Genomic DNA, 21,867 nt, shown 5'->3' with positions numbered 1-21,867 from the left:
GGAAAGATAAGGTGGCAGTGTTTATAATATGCTGTTTTTAAATTAAAAATTATTAAGGACAGAAAGCGGAAAGATTTTGTGGCGCAAGGCGCAGGCGGGCTGCAGATGCTTGTTTCAAAGTGGCGGGAATTCGCCGTGAATGGCCCAAAAAGTTAAGGAGTTCCGTGCAAAACTCCTTAACTGATCAGCATTGCCTCATTGGGGGCTTTCTTTTTATTTTAAACTGACTATAGTGGAGGCGCGTTTAGAATTGCTTCTTTCGAACCCGGCAAGCCTGGCTGAGATTCAGGGATGGTGTCCAAGCCCTCAACTTTTTCCACAATGCCGTTTTGATTAAAGTAGATTTTTAAATGCTGGCCGTGGGCTGCAGGGATCTTGGCTTTTTTAGCATAGGTTCCTGGGGTATACTTGTAGATGTAGTCCCAGCGTAATGGATTCATTGGATCTGCTATCGTTGGGCTGCCGAGCAGAAAGCGGACTTGCTGGTGACTCATGCCAGCCTGGATTTGAGATGCCTGCGCCTTTGTTAAGGGTGTTCCTTGCGGAATATCAACTTTATAAACGCCCAAAGTTGAACAGCCTACGAGCAATGAAGTGACGAATAACGTCAGCATGAGTTTTTGCATTTTGCTACACTATCCCAAATTAATTATGATGCATTTGATCCAGGGATAGATCATACTGCATCTGAAGTTTGTTGCATATTCCAACTTTAATTTTGTTGAGAGACCTTTTTTCATGCCGATATCAAACCAAGATTTACGCAAAGCTGGACTTAAAGTTACACTTCCACGAATTAAAATATTGGAATTACTAGAAAATTCAAAGCAGCACCATTTAAGTGCGGAAGATATCTACAAGACTTTACTGGAACAGGGTGAAGATGTAGGTTTAGCAACTGTATACCGTGTGTTAACGCAGTTTGAAGCTGCCGGGATTATTCAGCGCCATCATTTTGAAAACAATCATTCTGTTTTTGAGATTATGCAGGAAGATCACCACGACCACATCGTCTGCCAGAACTGCAATAAAGTTGTTGAATTCACGAATGACGTGATTGAGCATGAGCAGCATGAGGTTGCGGAAAAATACGGTTTTGCGCTGACCGGCCATTCATTGAATTTATACGGCTACTGCGATGCGCTTGAATGCCAGGATGCGTACCGCAAGAAATAATCTGCGGCTGCAAATCTGCAGGATAAAAAACAGGCTTCATTTGAAGCCTGTTTTTTTTGCTTAAGCATTTATGCAGCGCAGCATTAAGACTGCCCGTCAAAAGTGATATTGGCGCTGGCCTGCAGCAGGCGGTCGCCGCCTTCTTCTGAGAGTTTAATCTGCAGGCGCAAGTCGTTCGGCGAATCGGCATGCTTCAGCGCATCTTTGTAGGTAATCTGCTTGGCCTTGTACAAGTCAAATAAGGCCTGGTCAAAGGTCTGCATGCCCAGTTCGCGTGAACGCTTCATTAAGTCTTTAATTTCATGCACTTCACCTTTGCGGATCAGATCGGAAATTAACGGCGAGTTGATCAGGATTTCAATGGCTGCGCGCCGTGAATTGCCGTCAATGGTTGGAATCAGCTGCTGCGCCACCATGGCTTTCAGGTTCAGCGACAGATCCATAAACAATTGGCTGTGGCGGTCTGCTTCAAAGAAGTGGATGATCCGGTCAATCGCCTGGTTGGCGTTGTTGGCGTGCAGCGTGGCAAAAACCAAGTGGCCGGTTTCAGCAAAGGCAATCGCGTAATCCATGGTTTCGCGGGAGCGGATCTCGCCAATCAGGATCACATCCGGCGCCTGGCGCAGGGTGTTTTTCAGCGCAATTTCAAAGGAGTCGGTATCAATGCCGACTTCACGCTGGGTAATGATGCAGCCTTTGTGCTCATGGATAAATTCAATCGGGTCTTCAATGGTGATGATATGGCCATGCGAATTTTCATTGCGGAAGCCGATAATGGACGCCAAAGAGGTGGATTTGCCGGTACCGGTTGCGCCGACAAAAATAATGATGCCGCGCTTGGTCATCGACAGTTCTTTCAGGATTGGCGGCAGCTTCAGCTCATCCATGGTTGGAATAACGGTTTCAATGCGGCGCAGCACCATGCCCGGCTGGTCGCGCTGCTGGAAGGCGCTGACCCGGAAGCGCGAAGACTTGTCTTTATTGGTAATCGCGAAGTTGCATTCGCGCGTTTCGGCAAATTCCTTGCGCTGCTTATCCGACATGATGGAGTTCAGCAGCTGCCCGACGGTGGCGCCGGGCAGCTTGGTTGAGCCGATCGGCATGATGGTGCCGTTAATTTTAATTGACGGCTCTACATCAGCGGTAATAAATAAGTCAGACGCTTTTTTTTCCACCATGTAGTCGAGCAGGCCGTTAAAGTCCATAGGTTGTCCCCCAAAGCAAGATTATTTTTATAGGAAAGATTCAGGCTGTTTGGCTGCCGTGCGGGCAGCCTGAGGGCTGATGATGCCTTTGGACACCAGCGTTTTTAAGCTCTGGTCCAGCGTGGTCATGCCGTAGTTTGCGCCGGTTTGAATGGCGGAATACATCTGCGCGACCTTGTTTTCACGGATCAGGTTGCGGATGGCCGGAATGCCGATCATGATTTCATGCGCAGCCACACGGCCGCCGCCATTTTTCTTCAATAAGGTCTGGGAAATAACCGCCTGCAGAGATTCAGAAAGCATGGCGCGCACCATGTCTTTTTCTTCGGCAGGGAATACGTCAATCACACGGTCAATGGTTTTGGCAGCCGAAGTTGTATGCAGCGTGCCGAACACCAAGTGGCCGGTTTCGGCAGCGGTCAGCGCCAGGCGGATCGTTTCCAGGTCACGCATCTCGCCGACCAGAATAATATCCGGGTCTTCACGCAGCGCGGAACGCAGGGCTTCATTGAAGCCGTGGGTATCGCGGTGCACTTCACGCTGGTTGATCAGGCATTTTTTAGAAGTATGCACAAATTCAATCGGGTCTTCGACGGTCAGAATATGGTCATAGCGGTTGTCGTTAATGTAGTCCATCATGGCGGCTAAAGTTGTCGATTTGCCAGAACCGGTCGGGCCGGTGACCAGCACAATGCCGCGCGGATATTCGCAGATATCTTTAAAGATTTGCCCCATGCCCAAGTCTTCCATGGAAAGCACTTTGGAGGGAATGGTACGGAATACTGCGCCTGCGCCGCGGTTCTGGTTGAATGCGTTGACACGGAAACGCGCCACGCCCGGCACTTCAAATGAAAAGTCAGTTTCCAGTTTTTCTTCAAAGTCACGGCGCTGCTTATCATTCATGATATCGTACACCAGCTTGTGCACTTCTTTATGCTCAAGCGGCGGCAAGTTGATGCGGCGCACTTCGCCATCCACACGGATCATCGGCGGCATGCCTGCAGACAAGTGTAAATCCGATGCGCCGTTTTTAGCGGAAAATGCCAATAATTCTGTAATGTCCATGATGTCCCCGAGAGCGTCTAAATCTTAATTATTTTGCTAGAATAATAAGGCTTTCCCTCAGCTTAACCAACTGTTAGTTGCTGAGCAAAGCAAAAAAAGATGAATGAAATGAGAACCCCGTCAATGAATACACTTCAACACGCCAGAGCGCAGGTGCTGCGCCAGATTCAGCAGGCCTGCCTGCAGGCAGGGCGCGATGCGCAATCCGTGCAGCTATTGGCGGTGTCAAAAACGCATCCCAGTGAAATGCTGCGCGCAATGCATGCTGCCGGCCAGCGCGCATTCGGCGAGAATTACCTGCAGGAAGCTTTGGATAAAATTGAAGCGCTGCCTGACCTGGACATTGAATGGCACTTTATTGGCCATGTGCAGCGCAATAAAACCAAGCATTTGGCTGAAAAATTTGCCTGGGTGCATGGGGTTGACCGGCTGATTATCGCAGAGCGCCTGTCCAGCCAGCGCGGCGTTGCGCAAGCGCCTTTGAATATTTGCCTGCAGGTCAATATTGATGGGCAGGAGAGTAAAGACGGCTGCCCGCCTGCTGAGGTTCCGGAACTGGTGCAGCGGATCAGCCGGCTGCCTAATTTGGCATTGCGCGGCCTGATGGTCATTCCCGCGCCGCATAATGTGCAGGCCTTTGCCGACGCCCGGCAGCTGTTTGATCAGGTGAAAGCGCAGCATGCGCATCCTGAACAGTGGGATACTTTGAGCATGGGAATGTCCGGCGATATGGCTGCAGCCGTGGCGGCCGGTTCAACGCTGGTGCGTGTCGGCACCGCTTTATTCGGCGCGCGGGATTATGCTCAATAGCTGAGGTTTTGTGCAGGCTGCAGCGCATTTGCAGGCCATTGAGCGGCAGAAAACTGAACCCCTTGGTTCAGTTTTTGCATTATCAATTGAACTTTCCACTAAAGTTGAGTACAAAAAACACACGATATATTGATAGCTTGGATAGCGAAGCAGCTCAATTCAGGCAATAAACAGGAAAGTTCATGACCGCATACTATCAATTGATTGAGCGCGGAACGGATGCCGCCGGCACCGTCACCGCGCATTACCGCTCGACGCCATTGGCGCAGGGCGCATGGAATGAGCACGAGCAGCATATGGCGCCGGCAACCGGCATCATCTGCGCCGAGCTGGAGCGCTTTGCGCCGCGCAGCGATATGCGCATCGGCCGCATCAGCCTGGATATTCTGGGCCTGATTCCTGCAGGTGAATTCAGCATCAGCACAAAGGTTATCCGGCCCGGCAGGACCATTGAACTGATTGAGTCGGAAATGAAGGCGCAGGGCAAGGCCTGCATTGCGGCCCGCACTTGGCGCATGGCGACGCAAAACAGCCAGCCGGTAAAAGGCCTTGAAGACCCTTCGGTTTTTGGCCCGGAAGATGCGCCGCTGTGGGAAGGCATCCGCCAGTGGCCGGGAGGCTACATTCAGTCGGTGGAAGCCAGAAGCCATGAGCGCCGTGCAGGCAAGGGCATTGTCTGGCTCAGCACAAAGCATGCGATGGTTGCAGGCGAAGGCAGCTCTGATTTTGTGCGCCTGATGGGCTTGGTGGACACTGCAAACGGCATTGCGCCGCGCCAGCCGTGGCCGTTTACATGGGGCTTTCCGAATCTGGATTTGCAGATTCACCTGCACCGCATGCCGCAGGGCAAGTGGCTGGGTCTGGAAACAGTGCAGCAGTATGGCGATGACGGCATAGGCCTGACCAGTTCGGTGCTGCATGACATTTACGGCCCCTTTGGCCGCAGCGAGCAGATTCTGACCTTAAGGCCGGTCGGCTGACTGATGCCAGATGGCTCGAGGTTAGGTGGGAATAATCAGTAATAGACTCCTTTCATAAGTCATTTTTAAACAATATTTAATTCACAATGGGAATTCCCTCTCCTTTTTAAGGAGAGGGCTAGGGAGGGGATTTTATTAAAAAAAATCCCTCATCCTAATCTTCTCCCTGAGCTATATATGGCGCAAGAGAAGAAACTCTCAATATTAATTTCACTGTCAATTAATGATCACTTGTTGATTGATGAAAGAGATCTACTGATAAATTACTCTTAACTGACTGGCATTAGGACAGCTGACCGGCTTTCAGCGGCGTTTTGCTGAGGCTAGAAATTGGCCTGAGAAGGGAAGTCGGCCTGAATTTCCACGCTTTGCGGCAGTTATAATAAGCCAACAAACTTTTCCTGCATGGCTTCAGCGGCTCTTTTATACTGCCTGTAAAACATTCTAATAACAGGATATTCAGATGGCGCGATTATATGCAGTTTTATGGACTTTTTTAGCAGCGCTGGCTGCTGGCTTGCTGGCGGCCTGCAGCTCGACCGCAGTGCAGCAGTCTGAATCTGCTGCTCAGCAGATGGAAGCTGAAGCTGCGGATGCGCAAGCCTCCGCTTCAGGGCTGGCAAAGGCCGCAGCGGCGCCAGCGCCTTCACTGAACAGCAGCATCAGTTCAGGGGAACGCCTAGGCACTAAGTGGGGTGATGAGATCAGCTCGCATGTTACCGAGGTGGATTTAAAGCGCCTATCGGCAGCGCCGCTGTCAGAAGTGCAGGTCCGCTATGCGGGTAAGCAGTTCTCCGGGCGCAGCATCAGCAGCATTTCTTTGGCTTCAGGCAAAGTCAGCTTTGCCGTGACCGATGACCGCGGGCGCGCGCTGCCGCTGTACCGTGACGGGCAGAATTATTATCTTTCCGCCAATGATGGGCAGAGCTATCAGCTGAAATACAGCAACAGCAGCGCGCAGACCTTTGAAATTGTCGCCAGCGTAGATGGCTTGGACGTATTGAATGGCCAGAAAGCTTCGCGCTACAGCAGCGGTTATGTGCTGCGCCCTTACAGTTCTTTTGCGATTGAAGGCTTCAGAAAGAGCAGTTCATCCGTGGCGTCCTTTACTTTCAGCAAGCCTAAGGACTCTTATGCAGCCAACTCGGCCCACGGCTCAATTCAGAATACTGGAGTCATTGGGACGGCCGTATATGAGCTGAATGTTCCGCGCGCCGCCAAGCAGCCGGAAGGCAAATATGCGCCTGCGCCGAATGCTTTCCCTGCTGACCGCAATTGATGGCTGCCTGAAGCGGCAGGCTGTTTCCGCAGAAATAGCCCGCCGCATCTTGATGCCTTAATGCTCAGGACAGGCGCGATGGCGCTTCAGCACACCACTTCAATTGTGCTTGCGCCTGCGCCTAAAGGCCGCACCTGAATCTGCACGGGAATGCGCTCATGCATTTCCTGTATATGCGAGATCAGCACCACCTTGCGCCCCTGGTTCTGCAGCTGATCCAGCGCATTCATCACCATATGCAGGGAGCATGCATCCAGCGTGCCGAAGCCTTCATCAATAAACAGCGATTCGATTTTCATGGAACCGGAGGCCATATTGGCAATCGCCAGCGACAGGGCGAGGGCGGTTAGGAAAGACTCTCCGCCGGAAAGCGAAGCGACGGAACGGGTTTCGCCGTCCATGTCATGGTCAATAATGGCCAGGCTGAGGGAATTGTCCAAACGCTTTAAAGTATAGCGCTGCGACAGCATCGCCAGCTGCTGATTGGCATGCTCCAGCAGAATGTCCAGATTATACTGCTGTGCATAATCGCGGAAGTCTTTGCCTTTGGAGTCGCCAATCAGGCCGGAAATTTTGCCCCAGCGCTGCTCCTGCTGCTGCACTTGCTGAATCTGCTCGGCGAACTGCTTCTGTTTGGCTGCATTCTGCTGATGCAGCTCCAGTTTCAGCCTGAGCTGATCCCGATGCTCAAACTGTGTTTTCAGTATTTCTGCATTCTGCACAGTCAATTGCTGCAGCTGGGTCAAATCAATTTCAGGCTGATGCGCTGCATGCTCAGCCAATTGCTCCTGCATGGTTTTCAGCGCGGCGCTTGCTTCATTGCATAGGCGTTCGGTATTTTGCAGCTGTTGCCTTATTTGCTGTTCTTGCGCCGGGCTGATCTGCGCTAGAGGGTCTAAATCCTGCAGCTGGAAGTCCGTGTGCTGGGCAAGCCATTGCTGAATATCCTGCTTCACCAGATTTGCGCTGTGCCGGTTCTGCTGCAGCTGCGCTTTCAGCTGCTCCAGCGCGCTCTTTTCCTGTTCAAATTGATGGCGGATGCAGTCAAAAACTTGCTTGAGCTGCTGATGCCGCTGCTGCGTCTGCTGGCGGTGCAGATCGTGCTGAAGCAGCCATTCATTCGGCTTAGCGTCGCTTAAACCGGTCATTTGCAGAATCAGCTGATGTGCGGTTTCCGTGTTATGCTGCCCGCTGAGTTTAATCTCATTGAGGCTGTGCGCCGCATCCTCAATCTGCTTGGCTGTATTGGCAAGATTCAGCTGGAGGGTATTGAGTTCCTGATGCTTCAGCTCCAGCTGCTGCTTCAGCTGCTCATGCTGTTCCAGCTGCCGGGCGCGGCGGTTTAAGCAGCTGTAAACCTGCTGCGCAGCGGCGGTGCTCTGCTGCTGCCATAGCGCAATCTCGCTGTCTGGCAGGCAGTCCGCAATATGCTGAACTTGGCTCTGCTGATGCTGTGCTGTTTGCAGCAGATGTTCGGCCTGCTGAATCTTTTGCATCAGCTGCTGCTGCGCTTTAATGCTCTGAATCCAAAGACTGGATTGCTCTTCAAGCTGCTGAATATCCAGAGTAAAGCTTTGCTGGATCTGCGCTGCCTGCGCCACGGCCTCAGGCTGCGCCAGAGTTAAATCGAGCTGAATATTGGCTATTTTGCACTGTTCGGTTAAAGCCTTGGCAGCAGTGGCGGTTTTGTCCGATGTATTCTGCATTGATACTTTAAGCTGCGCCAATTCAGCATTCAGCCGGGCCAGCTGCTGCTGCGCCAGCTGCCAAGCTTTAAAGGCATTCTGTTCTTTTTGCGCAGCCTGCTGTTCCTGCAGCTGCTGCAGTTCAAACAGCGCTTTGGACACGGCCGCATCATCCGCTTTATAGGGGTGGGAGGTGCTCCCGCAAACTAAGCAGGGTTCGCCATCTGTTAATTCGGCGCGCAGATGTTCAACATTTTCCGTATGCAGGAGGCGTTGCTGCTGCAAAACTTCCTGCAATTTTAAGCGGGCATCTTTGGCAGCCTGAAAATTCTGTTCAGCGCTGAATGTGCTGTGTTCCAGCTGCTGCAGCTGTGCTGAAGACGCTTTCAGCTGCTCTTGCAATTGTCGCGATTCAGCCTGCCATTCAAAAAACTGCGCCAGCTTCTGCTGAATAGCATCCAGCTGATTGCGCTGACTGATTTTGATGTCGCGCTGCCGGCGCGCCTGTTCAATTTTCGCTTCAAGCTGTTCAATGCCGCCAGCTTGATCTGCAGACTGCTGCAGCTGCGTTTTTTGTTCAATCAGCCGCTGTTCAGCTTGGGCAATATTTCCTAATTGATTTTCAATGCTTTGATACTGCTGAATGAACTGGCCAAGCTGCTGCAGATGCGCCGTGATGCCTTTGTCCAAAGCTGCAAACTGCCGGGTTTCTGCAAGCTGCTGATTGAGCTGCGCTTGCTGCTCAGCCATCTGCTGCATCTGCTGCTGCAATGCCTGCTGCTGATCCGTCAAGGGCGCTTTGGCCTGCTCCAAACCGGTCAGTTTCGCCTGAATTTTTTTGAATTCTGCGCCGATGCGGTCACGCTCGGCATTGCAGTGGCGAACCTGATTGATGGCGTCAAAATTTTTATTTTCAAACTCTTGCAGTTCAGCGAGTGCGCTTTCGGCTTGACTGAATTGCGCTTTTTCAGCTTCAAACTGCATCAGTAAGCCGTCAAACAGCTGCTGCTGTTTTTGCAGCTGCGGCGCCAGCTGCTGTTCAGCCTTGAGCAATTGCTGCTGCTGGAACACGCTTGGGCGAATCCCTGAAAATATTTCCAAGCGGTTTAAGCGTTCCCGTTCAGGCATTAAATCCTGCAGCGCCTTGCGCTGAATCTCCGCCAGCTGCTGCTTCAAAATAATTTCGCCGTCCAGCTTGTGCCTGCGTTCAAACCACTGCTGCTGTTTATCCAGCCGGGATTTTTCCGCCTCAAGCTTTATGCAGCCGGCCTCGGCCTGCTGCAATGCAGCGGCTGATTCAGCGGTTTCTTCATCCGATAAAATCTCAATATGGCCTAAAATATTTTCCAGTTCTTTGCGCTGGCCGGCAGCCTGCTTGGTTTTTTCATAGGCCAGCTGGCCAATTTTCCCAAAGATTGATGAATTGGTCAGATATTCCAGAAGCTCGCCGCGCTCATTGTCGCGGGCTTTTAAAAAGGCCGTGACTTCTGACTGCGCCAGCAGCACCGCGCGGGTAAACTGCTCAAAGCTGAGCTGGGTGACTTTCAAAATGCCGGCATCCACCGCCTTGGCTTTGTCAGCAACCACTACGCCGTCGCTCAGGCAGGTTAAATAGCGCTGCACGCTTTGCAGCCGGCCGTCGGCTTTTTCGCGCGCGCGCTTTAATTCCCAGCGCGCCAAATAGCGCTTTTGATCCTGCGCCACAAAGCACAGTTCGGCAAAGCCGTGCGCCGCGCCGCGCCGCAGCACCGTCAGCGGGGAGTTGGTCAGCAGCTCTGAGCCGTCGGCATCGGTGAGTTTGCCGTCGCTGTCTTTCAAGCGCGGAATGCGGTTGAATAGCGCGAGGCACATGGCGTCTAAAATGGTGGATTTGCCGGCGCCGGTTTTGCCGACAATCGCAATCAAGCCGGCATTGGCCAAAGGCTCCGCTTCAAAATCAATGAAATGCTCGCCGGAAATTGACGCCAGATTTTTCATGCGGATGGATAGAATTTTCATGGCGCGTCCTTAAGGCTGCGGTTCAGATTCAAGCGATTTCTGCGCGTCATGCACCAGGCTCATAAAATCGCTCAGCACCTCATTATCGGCAGCATAGCCCTGCTTTTCCCAAATCTGCTGGAACAGCTTTTCCGGCGTCGGCGGCTCCAAATGCGCCGCATCAGCTGCAGCGCCGTTATTTTCAGAAGCCAAATACTGCCGGGTAATCCGCACTAGGCGGTAGCGGCCGGGCGGCAGGGCATCTTCCAGCTGCTGCCTTAAATTCGGCGGCGGCGGCGCATCGGTATGGTATTCAATATCGACATATTCGCGCTGGTCGATATGGCCGATTTCTCCGCTTGGCAAAGCTTTTAATTGAATGAAGACATCCTCCAGCGCGCCTTTAATTTTATGCAGCTGCACGCTGCGCGGAATGGCCAGCGCCTGCAGCTGCAGGCGCGATTCCGCGTTTTGTTCCGGATGAATCGTCACTTCAACGACCTGATGCTTATAATTAATTTCACTGAAGGACAGAGGAATCGGCGAGCCGCTGTAGCGGATATGCAACTGCCCGACTTTCTGCGGCTTATGCAGGTGCCCAAGCGCCACATAATCAATCACCTCATCAAATAAAGCGGTCGAAAGGGCTTCTTCATTGCCGATGATAATCGGGCGTTCCGAGTCGGAAGTCTCCGCGCCCTGCATATGCGCATGCGACATAAGGATCAGCGCCTGACCGGCAGTTTTTCTTTTTTTCGCTTCGGCAATCAGCTGCTGATGCAGATAGGCAATTGCGCTTTGGCTGCTGGCGGTATGTTCATTGATGCCGGTAATTTCCGCAGGGCGCAGAAAGGGCAAGGTCAGGCACCATGCTGCGATATTCTGATCCGCATCGTAAATAGGCACCAGCAGGCGTTCTAAATCCAGCTGGCCATCGGCATCTTTATGAATCACGCCCACAGTTTTGGCATGGTATTTTTCCAGCAGCGGTTCAACCTGCTCAATGCGGTAGCCGGAGTCGTGATTGCCGGCAATCATCAGGGTCTGCATCTGCGGCGCAAGGCTGTGGGCATCGGCTAAAAACTGATACAGCTGCTTTTGCGCGCTGGATGCGGGATTGATGACATCAAAAATATCGCCGGCGATCAGCAGGGCATTCGGCTGTCTGGCCTTAATCTGTTCCAGCAGCCAGGCTAAAAACTGTTCATGTTCATACTGGCGCGAATGGTTGTAAAAGAATTGCCCTAAATGCCAGTCGGAAGTATGAAAAAAGCGTACAGTCATGTGAACCTGAATAGTGGAAATGCCCTGCACAACTTAGCATATTTTGCTAGCGCGAATAAGCAGCCTGTTTAAAAGGCGTGTCCGGCTGTTCAGCGCTCTGCATTTATTTTGCATTTTCATCTATAGCTAATTACCTAAATAGCTACCACACACAAAACCTAATGAAATCATATTTTATGGGAAATTATGTTTGGTACAGATTTCAAAATTTAGCGATATAGCTAAGTTTTCTTAAACGATTCCGTGCCCCCCCCTTAGCGTCCTAGACTCTTGAGTAAAATAAACTTCAGATACGTGTGTGCGGCATGGATGCCGCACGTTGCCCATCACGGCAAGGACGCCGTGTATGGGCAACAAAAGACTTTTGTTTACTTTGGGTCTTTCCAAAGTAAAATATTGCTTGCGCAAAGGCATTGAAACTTTTAAAGCAAAAATGAGGCAGTGCAAGCATCATCGTTAATTGCCGAAATAGTTAACGCGACTAAAATTCAGTGCAACCATATTTTATAGGCAATGATTTGTAATGCAGACTTTAGAATTTAGCTATAGGGGGGGAGTGGATTGGCCTGATTGCCGGAACATTGGGCAAAGATGGGCATTTTATTGCTCAAAAAACAGCTTAAAATAAATGATAGAAAATAAAAGACCGGCGATTCGAGTGATGATAAATCGCCGGTCAAAAAATCTATTCCAAGTTGAGGTTTTAGCTGCTGTTTAAAACCTAAGCTTGAAATGAAGCTTATTGCTTTAAGAAAAGGTCACCGAAACATTGCGGATGCCAGTACAAATCATCGGTTGCTACAGACCTTGTACCCTATATAACGCGTGCAGTTTCAGATCGGTTGACAATAAAATGAAAAAAAACTCATTTTTTTTTATACTGGCTGCATTATTTTTTTCCGGTCATCGTTCTGATGTCTCTAAAGCGCTATTTTATAATATTTTTTCTGATCTGCTTTGCCGTGACTTGCCTGTGCGGCGTACTGGCGGCTTTTCTGCCTTTAGGCGTCGGTGGCGTGCTGACGGCTGTGCCGTACATTGCAGCCATGATCTGGGTGCTGTTTATCTTCCTGAAGCGCAACCGGCGTGCGCCGGCGCAGGCTGAGCGCAAAAAGCTCACTTTGGGCTTCAGCCTGATTTTCTGGGGCTACAATATCGCCTTTCAAATTCTGGGTATTGCGGTTTTTGCCTACAAAGACCCTGAAATCTGGCAGAATTTCCTGCTGTACCTGCAGCAGCCGCAGTTTCTCAGCATTGTGCTGATTATGGCCTTGCTGATCGCCATTCCATTGTATCTGCTGACCTACTGGTTCTACGGCCCGCAAGCGCGCCGCATGGCGCAGAAAATGTTCGGCGCAGAATAAGGCTTGAACAAAAGCTGATCTTATTCTATAGATAACTGCAGCCAGCCAGTTTAAAAATGAGAGCGCTTTATGCATAAAGAACGGGTGTTGATTACAGGGGCCAGCGGCTTTATCGGCTCGCATTTAATTAAGTACTTGCTGTCCAAGGATTATGCCGTCATCGGCCTAAGCCGGCAAAGCGGCAGAACCTCAAGCCATCCTGACCTGACTTGGGTGCAGCGGCTGGATGAGCTGAAAACCGACCAGATTGATTATGTGATTAATTTGGCCGGCGAAAGCATTGGCAAAGGGCGCTGGACAGCGCAGCGCAAGCAGCAGCTGATTCAAAGCCGGGTGCAGACCACGCAAAACCTCTACAGCTATCTGGAACGGCGCCGGATTGCGCCGAAGTGCATTATTTCCGGTTCCGCTGTGGGCTATTACGGCATCGACCCGGAGGAAAAATGGCAGCAGCCCTGCACTGAAGATTCGCCGCCGCAGCCGATCTTTCAGTCCGAACTGTGCCAGCAGTGGGAGCAGGCGGCGCGGCAGTTTCCGCAGCAGAATACGAAGATTATCCGCCTAGGTATCGTGTTTGCGGCCAAAGGCGGCATTTTGCCGCAGATGCTGATGCCGATCCGCATGAATTTAATCGGCAGGATTGGCCATGGCCGGCAGCCTGTGGTTTGGGTGCATATCCGCGATGTGCTGCGGGGCATTGAATTTCTAATGACCCGGCCGACAGAGGCGAAAGTTTTCAATCTGACTGCGCCGGGAAGCGTTCCTCAGGCGCAGTTTGCTGAACTGGCTGCGCGCCAGCTGAAAAAGCGCCCCTTGCTGTGTATGCCGGCATTTGTTTTCAAGTGCCTGCTGGGTGAACAGTCGCAGCTGCTGCTGAACGGGCAGTATGTCAAGCCGCAGGCGCTGACTGAGGCGGGATTCAGCTTTGAATTTCCAGCAATGAAAGAAGCGCTGGCGGATGTGCTGGGCTGATCAATTCAGGGCGTCTGAGGCATCCGCTATCTTGGAGGATTCAGGCGCTTAAAGCCTGAAAACTGCGCCATTTCCGGCGCAGCTTTCAGCCCCGCATTTTCAGCATTCAAGCGGATGGCTGGTGCTCTTGGGCCGTTCAAAGCGCTGGCGCGCGCATTCCGGCAAGCTGCGCAGGGTCGTAGGCATCCGGGCAGGCCAGCACAGGCTGCTTCAGCATCAGCTGGCGCAGCAGCTGCGCCGAGGCCGGCCCCATGCATAAGCCATTGCGGTAATGGCCGAAATTGGCCCAGAGATTCTCCAGATCCGGCATTTTTCCGATATAAGGCACGCCCGCCGGTGAGCCGGGCCTTAAGCCGGCCCACTGCTGCACAATCGGAAACTGTTCCAGCTCAGGCACCATTTCAAAGCAGGCCTGCAGAATGCTGCGCTGCACGGCAGCATCCGGCGCGGTGCTGAAGCCGGCCTGCAGGGTGCTGGAACCGCAGACAATATGGCCGTCTGCGCGCGGAATCAAGTACATGACTTTATTCATGCACATGGTCGGCAGCCAGTGCGCCGGGGCCTTGAACAGCACCATCTGGCCCTGAATCGGCTGAACCGGAATATCCAGCTGCAGCTGCGCCGCCCAATGTGCAGACCACGCGCCGGTGGCCAGCACATACTGATCTGCCCTATGCCGCGCGCCGTCCGCGGTTTGAATGGACTGAATGCGCTGATGCTGAATCTGCAGCTGCGCAACCGGGCAATGCTCAATAAACTGCACCAGCGGATGCTGCTTTAAGTAGGCGGTAAGCGACTGCAGCAGGCGGGGGTTGCGCACATTGGCAAGCTGCGGAAAATAAATGGCGTGCCGGAACTGCGCCGCAATGTGCGGATTGACCTGCTCCAGCTGTTCCCGCTGCAGGTATTCGCATTGCTGCATCGGCTCCTGATGCCGGGCAGAGTAATTCAGGCCGGTTTCAAAATCATCTTCATCAAAAATCAGCATGCCGCTGTCATGAATTTCAAAATCAATGCCGCTGACCGGCCTTAATTTTTCATTCCATGCCTGATACAGCGCTTTGCCGTGCTGGGCGAGCTCATTGACAGCCTGCGGATAGCGCCAGGGATACATGGGCGAGAGGATGCCGCCGCCGGCCCATGAGGCTGCTTTTCCGGCCTGCTGCTGATCAAAAATCGTGACGGAACAGCCCTGTTCAATCAGTTCGAGCGCAGACAGCAAGCCGCTGATGCCTGCGCCAATAATGGCAACTTTCATTTTTAAATGGCTAAAGTCCGTTTATTTCATGTCTTTGAGTTTCAGCGCAGCTTCTTCAGCAAAATAAGTCCAGATGCCGTCAGCGCCGGCGCGGCGGCAGCTCATCAGGGATTCAATAATTACGCTGTCAGACAGCCAGCCGTTCTGAATCGCGCCAGCCAGCATGGCGTATTCGCCACTGACCTGATATACGAAGGTCGGCACGCCAAAGGTGTCTTTCGCTTCGCGCACAATGTCCAGATAGGGCATGCCCGGCTTGACAATCACCATGTCTGCGCCTTCCTGAATATCCAGCGCAATTTCATGCAGCGCTTCCGCGCGGTTGCCGACATCCATCTGGTAATTGTATTTGTTGCCGCCTTTCAGGTTGCCGGATGAGCCGACCGCATCGCGGAAGGGGCCGTAGAAGCTGGAGGCGTATTTTGCCGAATAGGCCATGATGCTGGTGTAGATGTGGCCATTGGCTTCCAAAGCTTGGCGGATGGCGCCAATGCGCCCGTCCATCATGTCGCTGGGCGCGACCACGTCAGCGCCGGCTTCGGCATGGCTTAAAGCCTGCTTAATCAGGCATTCAACGGTTTCATCATTCAGCACATAGCCGGTGTCATCAATAATGCCGTCTTGGCCGTGCGTGGTATAGGGGTCGAGCGCGCCGTCAGTAATCAGCACCATTTCCGGCAGCTCTTTTTTCAGCAGGCGCACCGTATTTTGCACTAATCCGTCTTCACGCCAGGCGGCTTCTGCGGTCAGGCTTTTGTCTTGATGCGGGGTAACTGGAAACAGCGCCAGCTTTGACACGCCCAGTTCCAGCAGGCGCTCAGATTTTTTCAGCAGCAGATCCGCCGACAGGCGCTGAATGCCGGGCATGCTGGGAATATCCTGGGTCTGATTCTGGCCCGGCAGGACAAATACTGGATAAATGAGATGATCGGCCGTCAGCTGGGTTTCACGCACCATGGCGCGGAGCTGGTCATTTTTGCGGATGCGGCGCATGCGGGTGGCAGGAAATGCCGGGCGATTGAACGTATAAGTCATAACAATCCCATTGATCAGTATTAAACTGGCGCTATTGTAGCCCCAGAATCGGTTTTTGGGGCATAAGTTAAGCGCTATTTCTCAAATTAAGGTATCCGGGCAGATGATGAGTGATTCAGATAAAAATTGGACAGGAAATATTCATTTGGGTGCAAAAGCGGATATAAATGTTGTCCTCAAGCAGCTGTGCCATGCATTTAACAGCTCTCCTTACTTTAAGCACAACGATATGCTGATGCGCGTTGCCGATGGGCAAATTGAAGCCTATATTGAAATGCAGCCTTTCATGATCGGCAATGTGGCCTTTCAGATTCTGCACGGCGGCGTCGCTGCGACTATTCTGGACAGCATCGGCGGCATTGCGGCGATGGGCGAGCTGTATAAAAAGGCCGAAGCTGATGAGCTTCCCGATGCCATTAAAAAGGTGACCCGCCTGGCGACAGTCGATATGCGGGTGGACTATCTGGCGCCGGGCCGCGGCAAGCACTTTATTGCGCGCGCTGAAACCCTGCGCTTAGGCCGCAAGGGCTGCACCATGCGCATGACGCTGGTCAATGATGAAGGCAAGGCGATTGCGACGGCGATCGCCTCTTATGCCTACTGAGCTTGGCTTAAGCTAAATCAATAATAATTAACTATAATTTGCGCCGCCAGATGAAAATCTGGCGCCGCAGGATGGAAAAAGACTGATCAGTTACATTTTATATTCTCAAAATATGATTATTTCACTTTAAAATGCGTCAAATTTTAAAAAATGACTTTCTCATCGACAGCATTTGGGACAAAAATGTCCGCATCCTGAGTCAAGCGCAGGGATGATGCCGGGTGACCAAGTCTGCTGGATTTAGGAAAAATCGATGACAGATGCTCAAAACACCCTGCTGGATTCGCCCGGCGATCAGCAGCTTAAAGCCAAGCGCAGGAAAGCTTTAGGCCTGATCGGCATTATTTTAGTTCTTGCGCTGGCGCTGTACCTGATTTGGAAAGTTTTTTTCAACAGCTCCGTCAGCACCGACAATGCCTATGTCGGCGCGGAAACCGCGTCAGTGACCTCTATGGTGACAGGCCAAGTGGCGCAGGTGCTGGTCAGCGATACCCGGCAGGTGAAAAAGGGCGATGTGCTGGTGCAGATCGATCCGCGCGATGCTGAAATTGCGCTGGCGCAAGCCAAAGCGGAACTGATGAAAGCGCAGCGCCAGTACAGGCAGACCCAGGCCAACAGCAGCGCGCTGAATTCGCAGGTCTTTGTCAGCGATGACGGCATTCACAGCGCAGCAGCGCAAGTGGCGAAGGCCAAAGCCGAGCTGGACAAGGCAAAGGATGAGTTCAGCCGGCGCCGGCAGCTGAGCGCTTCGGGGGCAATTTCCAAAGAAGAGCTGAGTTCAGCGCAAAGCGCATTGAATAACGCGCAGGCCGGCCATGACTTGGCGCAAGCCGGTCTGGCGCAGGCCAAATCCAGCCAAAAGGCTGCGCAAAGCACTTTTGCAGCCAATGAAGCCCTGATTCGCGGCAGCAATGAAAACTCGGCGCCAGATGTGCTGATTGCGCAGGCGCGCTTGAAACAGGCCCTGCTTGATTTAGAGCGCACAGAAATTAAAGCGCCGTTTGACGGCGTGGTGACGCGGCGCAATATTCAGGCTGGCCAGCGGGTGGCGCCGGGCGCGGTGCTGATGATGGTGGTTCCAGTGTCGCAGCTGTATGTTGACGCCAACTTTAAGGAAAGCCAGCTGGAAAAAGTCCGTCCGGGCCAGAAAGCGGTGCTGACTTCAGATTTGTACGGTGAGGCCGTGGAATATCATGGCACAGTGGCCGGCTTTTCCGGCGGCACGGGCGCAGCCTTTGCCCTGATTCCTGCGCAGAATGCCACAGGCAACTGGATTAAAGTGGTGCAGCGCCTGCCGATACGCATTCAGCTGGATCCGAAACAGCTGGCTGAGCATCCGCTGCGCGTCGGCTTATCGATGGAAGTGAAAATCGACCTGTCATCGAAGTAAGCGCCTATGAATCACTATGTACCGTATGGCGACCTGAAAGGCGGGCGGCTGATGCTGGCAGCCTTTGTTCTGGCGCTGGCCAACTTTATGGTCGTGCTGGACATGACCATCGCCAATGTTTCTGTGCCGCATATTACCGGCAGCCTTGCAGTTTCCAGCTCGCAGGGCACTTGGGTCATCACTTCCTATGCTGTCGCCGAAGCGATCTGCGTGCCGCTGACCGGCTGGCTAGCGGGGCGCTTTGGCGGGGTGCGGGTGTTTATTATCAGCCTGATCGGCTTTACAGTTTTTTCGGTCTTATGCGGCTTATCTTCCAGCCTGGAGATGCTGGTGTTCTGCCGGATTGGCCAAGGCCTGTTCGGCGGCCCGATTATGCCGCTGAGCCAAATGCTGCTGATGCGGATTTTCCCGCCGGAAAAGCAGTCGCAGGCGATGGGCATGTGGGCCATGACCACCGTGGTGGGGCCGATTTTAGGGCCGGTTTTAGGCGGATCAATCAGCGACAACCTGTCCTGGCACTGGATTTTCTTTATCAATATTCCGGTCGGCATAGCCTGCGCGCTGGCGGCCATGCGTTTATTGAAACCTGCCGAAACAGCAACCGCGCAGCTCAAAATTGATAAAGGCGGCCTGCTGCTGCTGGTGCTGTGGATCGGCGCACTGCAGCTGATGCTGGATTTGGGCCATGAACGCGACTGGTTCAGCAGTCCGTCTATTGTGATTTTGGCGCTGACCGCGCTTGTCGGCCTGACCGTTTTCACCATTTGGGAGCTGACAGAGCGCCATCCAATCGTCAATATTCAGATTTTCAGATACCGCGGCTTTACGGTTTCAGTGCTGGCCTTGGCTTTTGGCTTCGGCGCGTTCTTCGGCAGCATTGTGCTGATTCCGCAGTGGCTGCAGATTAACCTGGGCTATACCGCAACATGGGCAGGCTACCTTACTGCAACCATGGGCCTTGGCAGCTTGACCATGTCGCCGGTGGTCGCCAAGCTGGCCGCCAAATATGACCAGCGCGCCTTGGCCAGTTTCGGCCTGAGCATTTTAGGCGGGGTAACGCTGATGCGGGCCTTTTGGACGACGGATGCCGACTTTATGGCCTTGGCCTTGCCGCAGATGCTGCAGGGTTTCGCCGTGCCGTTTTTCTTCATTCCGCTGTCGAATATGGCCCTGGCTTCGGTGCTGCCGCAGGAAATGGCTTCGGCAGCCGGCTTGATGAACTTTTTGCGCACCATGGCGGGCGCGATTGGCGCATCGCTGGCAGTCACTATTTGGGATGACCATGCCAAAGTGGCCAGAAGCGAGATGGCGGGCGCGCTGCATGTGGATGAAGTGAAAAACAGCTTAATGCAGAGCGGCATGAGTTCAGAGCGCGCATTAGGCTATATTTCCAGCCTGGTGGATAAAGAGGCGCTGACGCTGTCGGCGAATCATGTATTTTTAATTTTGGCGATGGTCTTCATCTTCGCGGCCCTGATTATTTGGCTGTGCCCGAAGCCGAAAGCGGGCGCCAGCGGCGGCGGGCATGCACATTAAAGCGGCCATAAGCCATGCGGATGGAAAACCGCGTTTTGCAATAAAGCAGGCCAGTTGGGAAATGGGCTGGCTTTATTTATTTTCCGGCGCGGTTTTTTGGGATGCCTTTTAGACCCCTCAGCTTTTTAAAAAGCAGGGGGCAGGGAATCATGCCAATCAGTTAAGAAACTGATTGGCATTCTCTTTTTTAAACTTACGATATTATTTGATACACGGAAGTGTCATCCGCAACCTGAGCAAAAACAAAGCACTGCTTTGTTTGCAGTGCAAGGCGCAGCGGTGGCCTTTGAAATGGACTGTTTTTGCGATGAAAGCTGTTCAAGTGCAGAAAGTGAACAGGTTTCGCGGTGAGGCGCACTGCGCCGCAAGATGCTTTCCTTGCGAAGCTTCGCTTCTCATTTGGCGAATGAGAAACACTGTTTCGCAAGGAACAAAACGAGCTCCCAAAATTCGATTTAAAAACGGTAAGACTCCGCCGTGAACTGCCCTGATCAGTTAAGGAGTTTATTGCAAAACTCCTTAACTGATCAGCATTAGGGGCAGGGAAGGTTGAAATCCTCAGCCCATCCGCGCGGGATGAGCTTTAAAAGGATGATGCTGTTATAAATCAGACTTGGCGCGCTTCAGCGCAGACTGCCACAGATCCAGATGATAGCCGCGCTGGTCGGCACTCATCTTCGGTTCAAAAGCGCGCTCCAGCTGCCAAGAGGCGGCGATTTCATCCAGGCTGGAAAACACCCCGGATTTGAGGCCCGCCATGGCGGCTGCGCCCCATGCGGTCGATTCTAAAAGCTTAGGCCGCAGCACCGGCACATTTAAAATGTCGGCTTGGAACTGCATCAGCATGTCATTGCTGCTGGCGCCGCCGTCGACCCGTAATTCCTTCAGCGGGCTGGAAATATCGGACTGCATGGCGGTCAGCACATCTGAAACCTGAAAAGCGATTGACTCCAGCGCCGCCCGGGCAATATGGGCCTTATTGGTTCCGCGCGACATGCCGCAGAGCAGGGCGCGCGCTTCGCTGTCCCAATGCGGCGCGCCAAGCCCGGTAAATGCCGGAACGAGAACCACGCCATCGGTATGCTGGACTTGGCAGGCCAGCTTTTCCACTTCGCTGCTTTTTTGAATAATGCCCAGGCCGTCGCGCAGCCACTGCACAATCGCGCCGGCCATAAATACGCTGCCTTCAAGCGCGTAAACGGTTTGCCCCTGCGCCTGCCAGGCCAGCGTAGACAGCAGCTGATTGGCGCTGAACTGCACCTGATTGCCTGTATTGAACAGCAGAAAGCAGCCTGTACCGTAGGTGTTTTTGGCCGTGCCAGCATCGAAACAGGACTGGCCGAACAGGGCGGACTGCTGGTCGCCTAAAATCCCGGTAATGGGGATATCCGCGCCCAGCAGGCCGGTTGCCGTATCCGCCACATAGCTGTCTGAACTGATGATTTTAGGCAGCATCGCCGGCGGAATATTGAACAGCTGCAGCAGTTCTTCATCCCATTGCTGCGCCTGCAGGTTCATCAGCATGGTGCGGGAAGCATTGCTGGCCTCTATGACGTGTTCAGCGCCTTGGGTCAGGTTCCAGATCAGCCAGCTGTCAATGGTGCCAAATGCGGCATGGCCCTGCAGCGCCAGTTCCCGCAAGCCTGCAGTATTTTCCAGCAGCCAGACCAGCTTGCCCGCGCTGAAATAAGGATCTATGCGCAGGCCGGTTTTTTTATGGATGCTGCCGTGCAGGCCCTGCTGCATCAGCTGATTGCACCAGCCGGCGGCGCGGCGGTCTTGCCAGACAATGGCCGGCGCCAGCGGCTTGCCTGTGCGCTTGTCCCAAACCACGGTGGTTTCCCGCTGGTTGGTCAGGCCAATCGCCTTAATGTCTTTGGCGAGAATCCGCGCCGTGGCTAAAGCCTGCTGCACTACGGCAATCTGCGAACTCCAGATTTCCTGAGCGTCCTGCTCCACCCAGCCGGAATGCGGGGTTTTGATATGAGTTTCGCGCTGAGCCGCTGCCTGAACCTGCCCGTGCTCATTGAAAATAATTGCGCGGCTGGATGTCGTTCCCTGATCGAGTGCCAATAAATAGCTCATATTTTTTCTTTATGTAGGCTTGAAAAACAAAATATTAGCGCAATTATGTAATTAAGCGCATCTGATTGTGCAAATGTTTAAAAAAAACACCGCGTGTTTAGACATTTGTGCTATGATTGCGCTGTACTTTGGGGGTGTTTCTGGCTTCGACGCTGGTGATGA

17 protein-coding genes are annotated in these 21,867 nt (G+C 52.8%); 9 read left to right on the top strand and 8 right to left on the bottom strand.

The features are described from left to right. Positions 1-227: 227 nt before the first annotated feature. A complete protein-coding gene (locus tag RSA72_RS02815; protein ID WP_332632725.1) occupies positions 228-626 on the bottom strand; it encodes an outer membrane protein assembly factor BamE in 399 nt (132 codons plus the stop codon). A 112-nt stretch (positions 627-738) separates the two neighbouring features. Between RSA72_RS02815 and fur the strand changes: the two genes are divergently transcribed. Beyond that, positions 739-1,176 (top strand): ferric iron uptake transcriptional regulator, encoded by a 438-nt coding sequence (fur, locus tag RSA72_RS02810; protein ID WP_332621968.1) that lies wholly within the window; start codon positions 739-741, stop codon positions 1,174-1,176. Positions 1,177-1,259: 83 nt separating this feature from the next. Here the strand turns inward: fur and RSA72_RS02805 are convergent, their stop codons facing one another. Together RSA72_RS02805 and RSA72_RS02800 are read right to left on the bottom strand one after the other, a co-directional pair. Then, a complete protein-coding gene (locus tag RSA72_RS02805; RefSeq protein WP_332621969.1) occupies positions 1,260-2,381 on the bottom strand; it encodes a PilT/PilU family type 4a pilus ATPase in 1,122 nt (373 codons plus the stop codon). A 27-nt stretch (positions 2,382-2,408) separates the two neighbouring features. Further along, positions 2,409-3,446 (bottom strand): type IV pilus twitching motility protein PilT, encoded by a 1,038-nt coding sequence (locus RSA72_RS02800; RefSeq protein ID WP_332621983.1) that lies wholly within the window; start codon positions 3,444-3,446, stop codon positions 2,409-2,411. A gap of 123 nt (positions 3,447-3,569) precedes the next feature. Between RSA72_RS02800 and RSA72_RS02795 the strand changes: the two genes are divergently transcribed. The 3 genes from RSA72_RS02795 (at position 3,570) to RSA72_RS02785 (ending at position 6,515) form a co-directional block, all read left to right on the top strand. Further along, positions 3,570-4,256, top strand: coding sequence for a YggS family pyridoxal phosphate-dependent enzyme (locus RSA72_RS02795; RefSeq protein ID WP_332621971.1), 687 nt, complete (start codon positions 3,570-3,572; stop codon positions 4,254-4,256). Between the two features lie 182 nt (positions 4,257-4,438). After that, positions 4,439-5,236 (top strand): thioesterase family protein, encoded by a 798-nt coding sequence (locus RSA72_RS02790; RefSeq protein ID WP_332621972.1) that lies wholly within the window; start codon positions 4,439-4,441, stop codon positions 5,234-5,236. A gap of 463 nt (positions 5,237-5,699) precedes the next feature. Continuing rightward, positions 5,700-6,515, top strand: a complete 816-nt coding sequence (locus RSA72_RS02785; protein WP_332621973.1) for a hypothetical protein — start codon at positions 5,700-5,702, stop codon at positions 6,513-6,515. Between the two features lie 86 nt (positions 6,516-6,601). Here RSA72_RS02785 and RSA72_RS02780 read toward each other — a convergent pair whose 3' ends face one another. After that, on the bottom strand, positions 6,602-10,198 hold the full coding sequence (locus RSA72_RS02780) for an AAA family ATPase (protein ID WP_332621974.1): 3,597 nt from the start codon (positions 10,196-10,198) through the stop codon (positions 6,602-6,604). A 9-nt stretch (positions 10,199-10,207) separates the two neighbouring features. Further along, a complete protein-coding gene (locus tag RSA72_RS02775) occupies positions 10,208-11,461 on the bottom strand; it encodes an exonuclease SbcCD subunit D C-terminal domain-containing protein (RefSeq protein ID WP_332621975.1) in 1,254 nt (417 codons plus the stop codon). 911 nt (positions 11,462-12,372) lie between these two features. On the opposite strand from RSA72_RS02775, the gene RSA72_RS02770 reads away from it, so the two are divergent. Both RSA72_RS02770 and RSA72_RS02765 read left to right on the top strand, forming a co-directional pair. Continuing rightward, positions 12,373-12,825, top strand: coding sequence for an ABZJ_00895 family protein (locus RSA72_RS02770; protein ID WP_332621984.1), 453 nt, complete (start codon positions 12,373-12,375; stop codon positions 12,823-12,825). Between the two features lie 69 nt (positions 12,826-12,894). Then, positions 12,895-13,797: a TIGR01777 family oxidoreductase gene (locus RSA72_RS02765; protein ID WP_332621976.1), complete on the top strand. Its 903-nt coding sequence runs from the start codon at positions 12,895-12,897 to the stop codon at positions 13,795-13,797. Positions 13,798-13,933: 136 nt separating this feature from the next. Here RSA72_RS02765 and thiO read toward each other — a convergent pair whose 3' ends face one another. Both thiO and hemB read right to left on the bottom strand, forming a co-directional pair. Beyond that, positions 13,934-15,055: a glycine oxidase ThiO gene (thiO, locus tag RSA72_RS02760; RefSeq protein WP_332621978.1), complete on the bottom strand. Its 1,122-nt coding sequence runs from the start codon at positions 15,053-15,055 to the stop codon at positions 13,934-13,936. Positions 15,056-15,076: 21 nt separating this feature from the next. Continuing rightward, entirely contained in the window at positions 15,077-16,090 is a 1,014-nt protein-coding gene (gene hemB / locus RSA72_RS02755) for a porphobilinogen synthase (RefSeq protein ID WP_332621979.1), read from the bottom strand. 106 nt (positions 16,091-16,196) lie between these two features. On the opposite strand from hemB, the gene RSA72_RS02750 reads away from it, so the two are divergent. The 3 genes from RSA72_RS02750 to RSA72_RS02740 all read left to right on the top strand — a co-directional run bounded on the left by RSA72_RS02750 (position 16,197) and on the right by RSA72_RS02740 (position 19,620). Further along, the gene (locus RSA72_RS02750; protein WP_332621985.1) at positions 16,197-16,694 is read left to right on the top strand and encodes a thioesterase family protein; all 498 of its coding nucleotides are present in this window, start codon (positions 16,197-16,199) and stop codon (positions 16,692-16,694) included. Between the two features lie 253 nt (positions 16,695-16,947). Then, positions 16,948-18,084: an HlyD family efflux transporter periplasmic adaptor subunit gene (locus tag RSA72_RS02745; protein ID WP_332621980.1), complete on the top strand. Its 1,137-nt coding sequence runs from the start codon at positions 16,948-16,950 to the stop codon at positions 18,082-18,084. A 6-nt stretch (positions 18,085-18,090) separates the two neighbouring features. After that, on the top strand, positions 18,091-19,620 hold the full coding sequence (locus RSA72_RS02740) for a DHA2 family efflux MFS transporter permease subunit (RefSeq protein ID WP_332621981.1): 1,530 nt from the start codon (positions 18,091-18,093) through the stop codon (positions 19,618-19,620). 600 nt (positions 19,621-20,220) lie between these two features. Here the strand turns inward: RSA72_RS02740 and glpK are convergent. Further along, positions 20,221-21,705, bottom strand: coding sequence for a glycerol kinase GlpK (glpK, locus tag RSA72_RS02735; protein ID WP_332632723.1), 1,485 nt, complete (start codon positions 21,703-21,705; stop codon positions 20,221-20,223). Positions 21,706-21,867 lie beyond the last annotated feature (162 nt).

This window comes from Acinetobacter sp., from assembly GCF_036659555.1.
Classification (GTDB): Bacteria; Pseudomonadota; Gammaproteobacteria; order Pseudomonadales; family Moraxellaceae; genus Acinetobacter.
The sequence above is the reverse complement of the archived record's forward strand: the minus strand, read 5'-3'. Positions and strand labels throughout refer to the sequence as shown.

Coding starts and splice junctions, on each gene's coding strand:
- fur (WP_332621968.1), top strand. CDS start 739: ATGCCGATATCAAACCAAGATTTACGCAAAGCTGGACTTAAAGTTACA.
- RSA72_RS02805 (WP_332621969.1), bottom strand. CDS start 2,381: ATGGACTTTAACGGCCTGCTCGACTACATGGTGGAAAAAAAAGCGTCT.
- RSA72_RS02795 (WP_332621971.1), top strand. CDS start 3,570: ATGAATACACTTCAACACGCCAGAGCGCAGGTGCTGCGCCAGATTCAG.
- RSA72_RS02740 (WP_332621981.1), top strand. CDS start 18,091: ATGAATCACTATGTACCGTATGGCGACCTGAAAGGCGGGCGGCTGATG.
- RSA72_RS02790 (WP_332621972.1), top strand. CDS start 4,439: ATGACCGCATACTATCAATTGATTGAGCGCGGAACGGATGCCGCCGGC.
- RSA72_RS02745 (WP_332621980.1), top strand. CDS start 16,948: ATGACAGATGCTCAAAACACCCTGCTGGATTCGCCCGGCGATCAGCAG.
- RSA72_RS02765 (WP_332621976.1), top strand. CDS start 12,895: ATGCATAAAGAACGGGTGTTGATTACAGGGGCCAGCGGCTTTATCGGC.
- RSA72_RS02800 (WP_332621983.1), bottom strand. CDS start 3,446: ATGGACATTACAGAATTATTGGCATTTTCCGCTAAAAACGGCGCATCG.
- glpK (WP_332632723.1), bottom strand. CDS start 21,705: ATGAGCTATTTATTGGCACTCGATCAGGGAACGACATCCAGCCGCGCA.
- thiO (WP_332621978.1), bottom strand. CDS start 15,055: ATGAAAGTTGCCATTATTGGCGCAGGCATCAGCGGCTTGCTGTCTGCG.
- hemB (WP_332621979.1), bottom strand. CDS start 16,090: ATGACTTATACGTTCAATCGCCCGGCATTTCCTGCCACCCGCATGCGC.
- RSA72_RS02775 (WP_332621975.1), bottom strand. CDS start 11,461: ATGACTGTACGCTTTTTTCATACTTCCGACTGGCATTTAGGGCAATTC.
- RSA72_RS02815 (WP_332632725.1), bottom strand. CDS start 626: ATGCAAAAACTCATGCTGACGTTATTCGTCACTTCATTGCTCGTAGGC.
- RSA72_RS02785 (WP_332621973.1), top strand. CDS start 5,700: ATGGCGCGATTATATGCAGTTTTATGGACTTTTTTAGCAGCGCTGGCT.
- RSA72_RS02780 (WP_332621974.1), bottom strand. CDS start 10,198: ATGAAAATTCTATCCATCCGCATGAAAAATCTGGCGTCAATTTCCGGC.
- RSA72_RS02750 (WP_332621985.1), top strand. CDS start 16,197: ATGAGTGATTCAGATAAAAATTGGACAGGAAATATTCATTTGGGTGCA.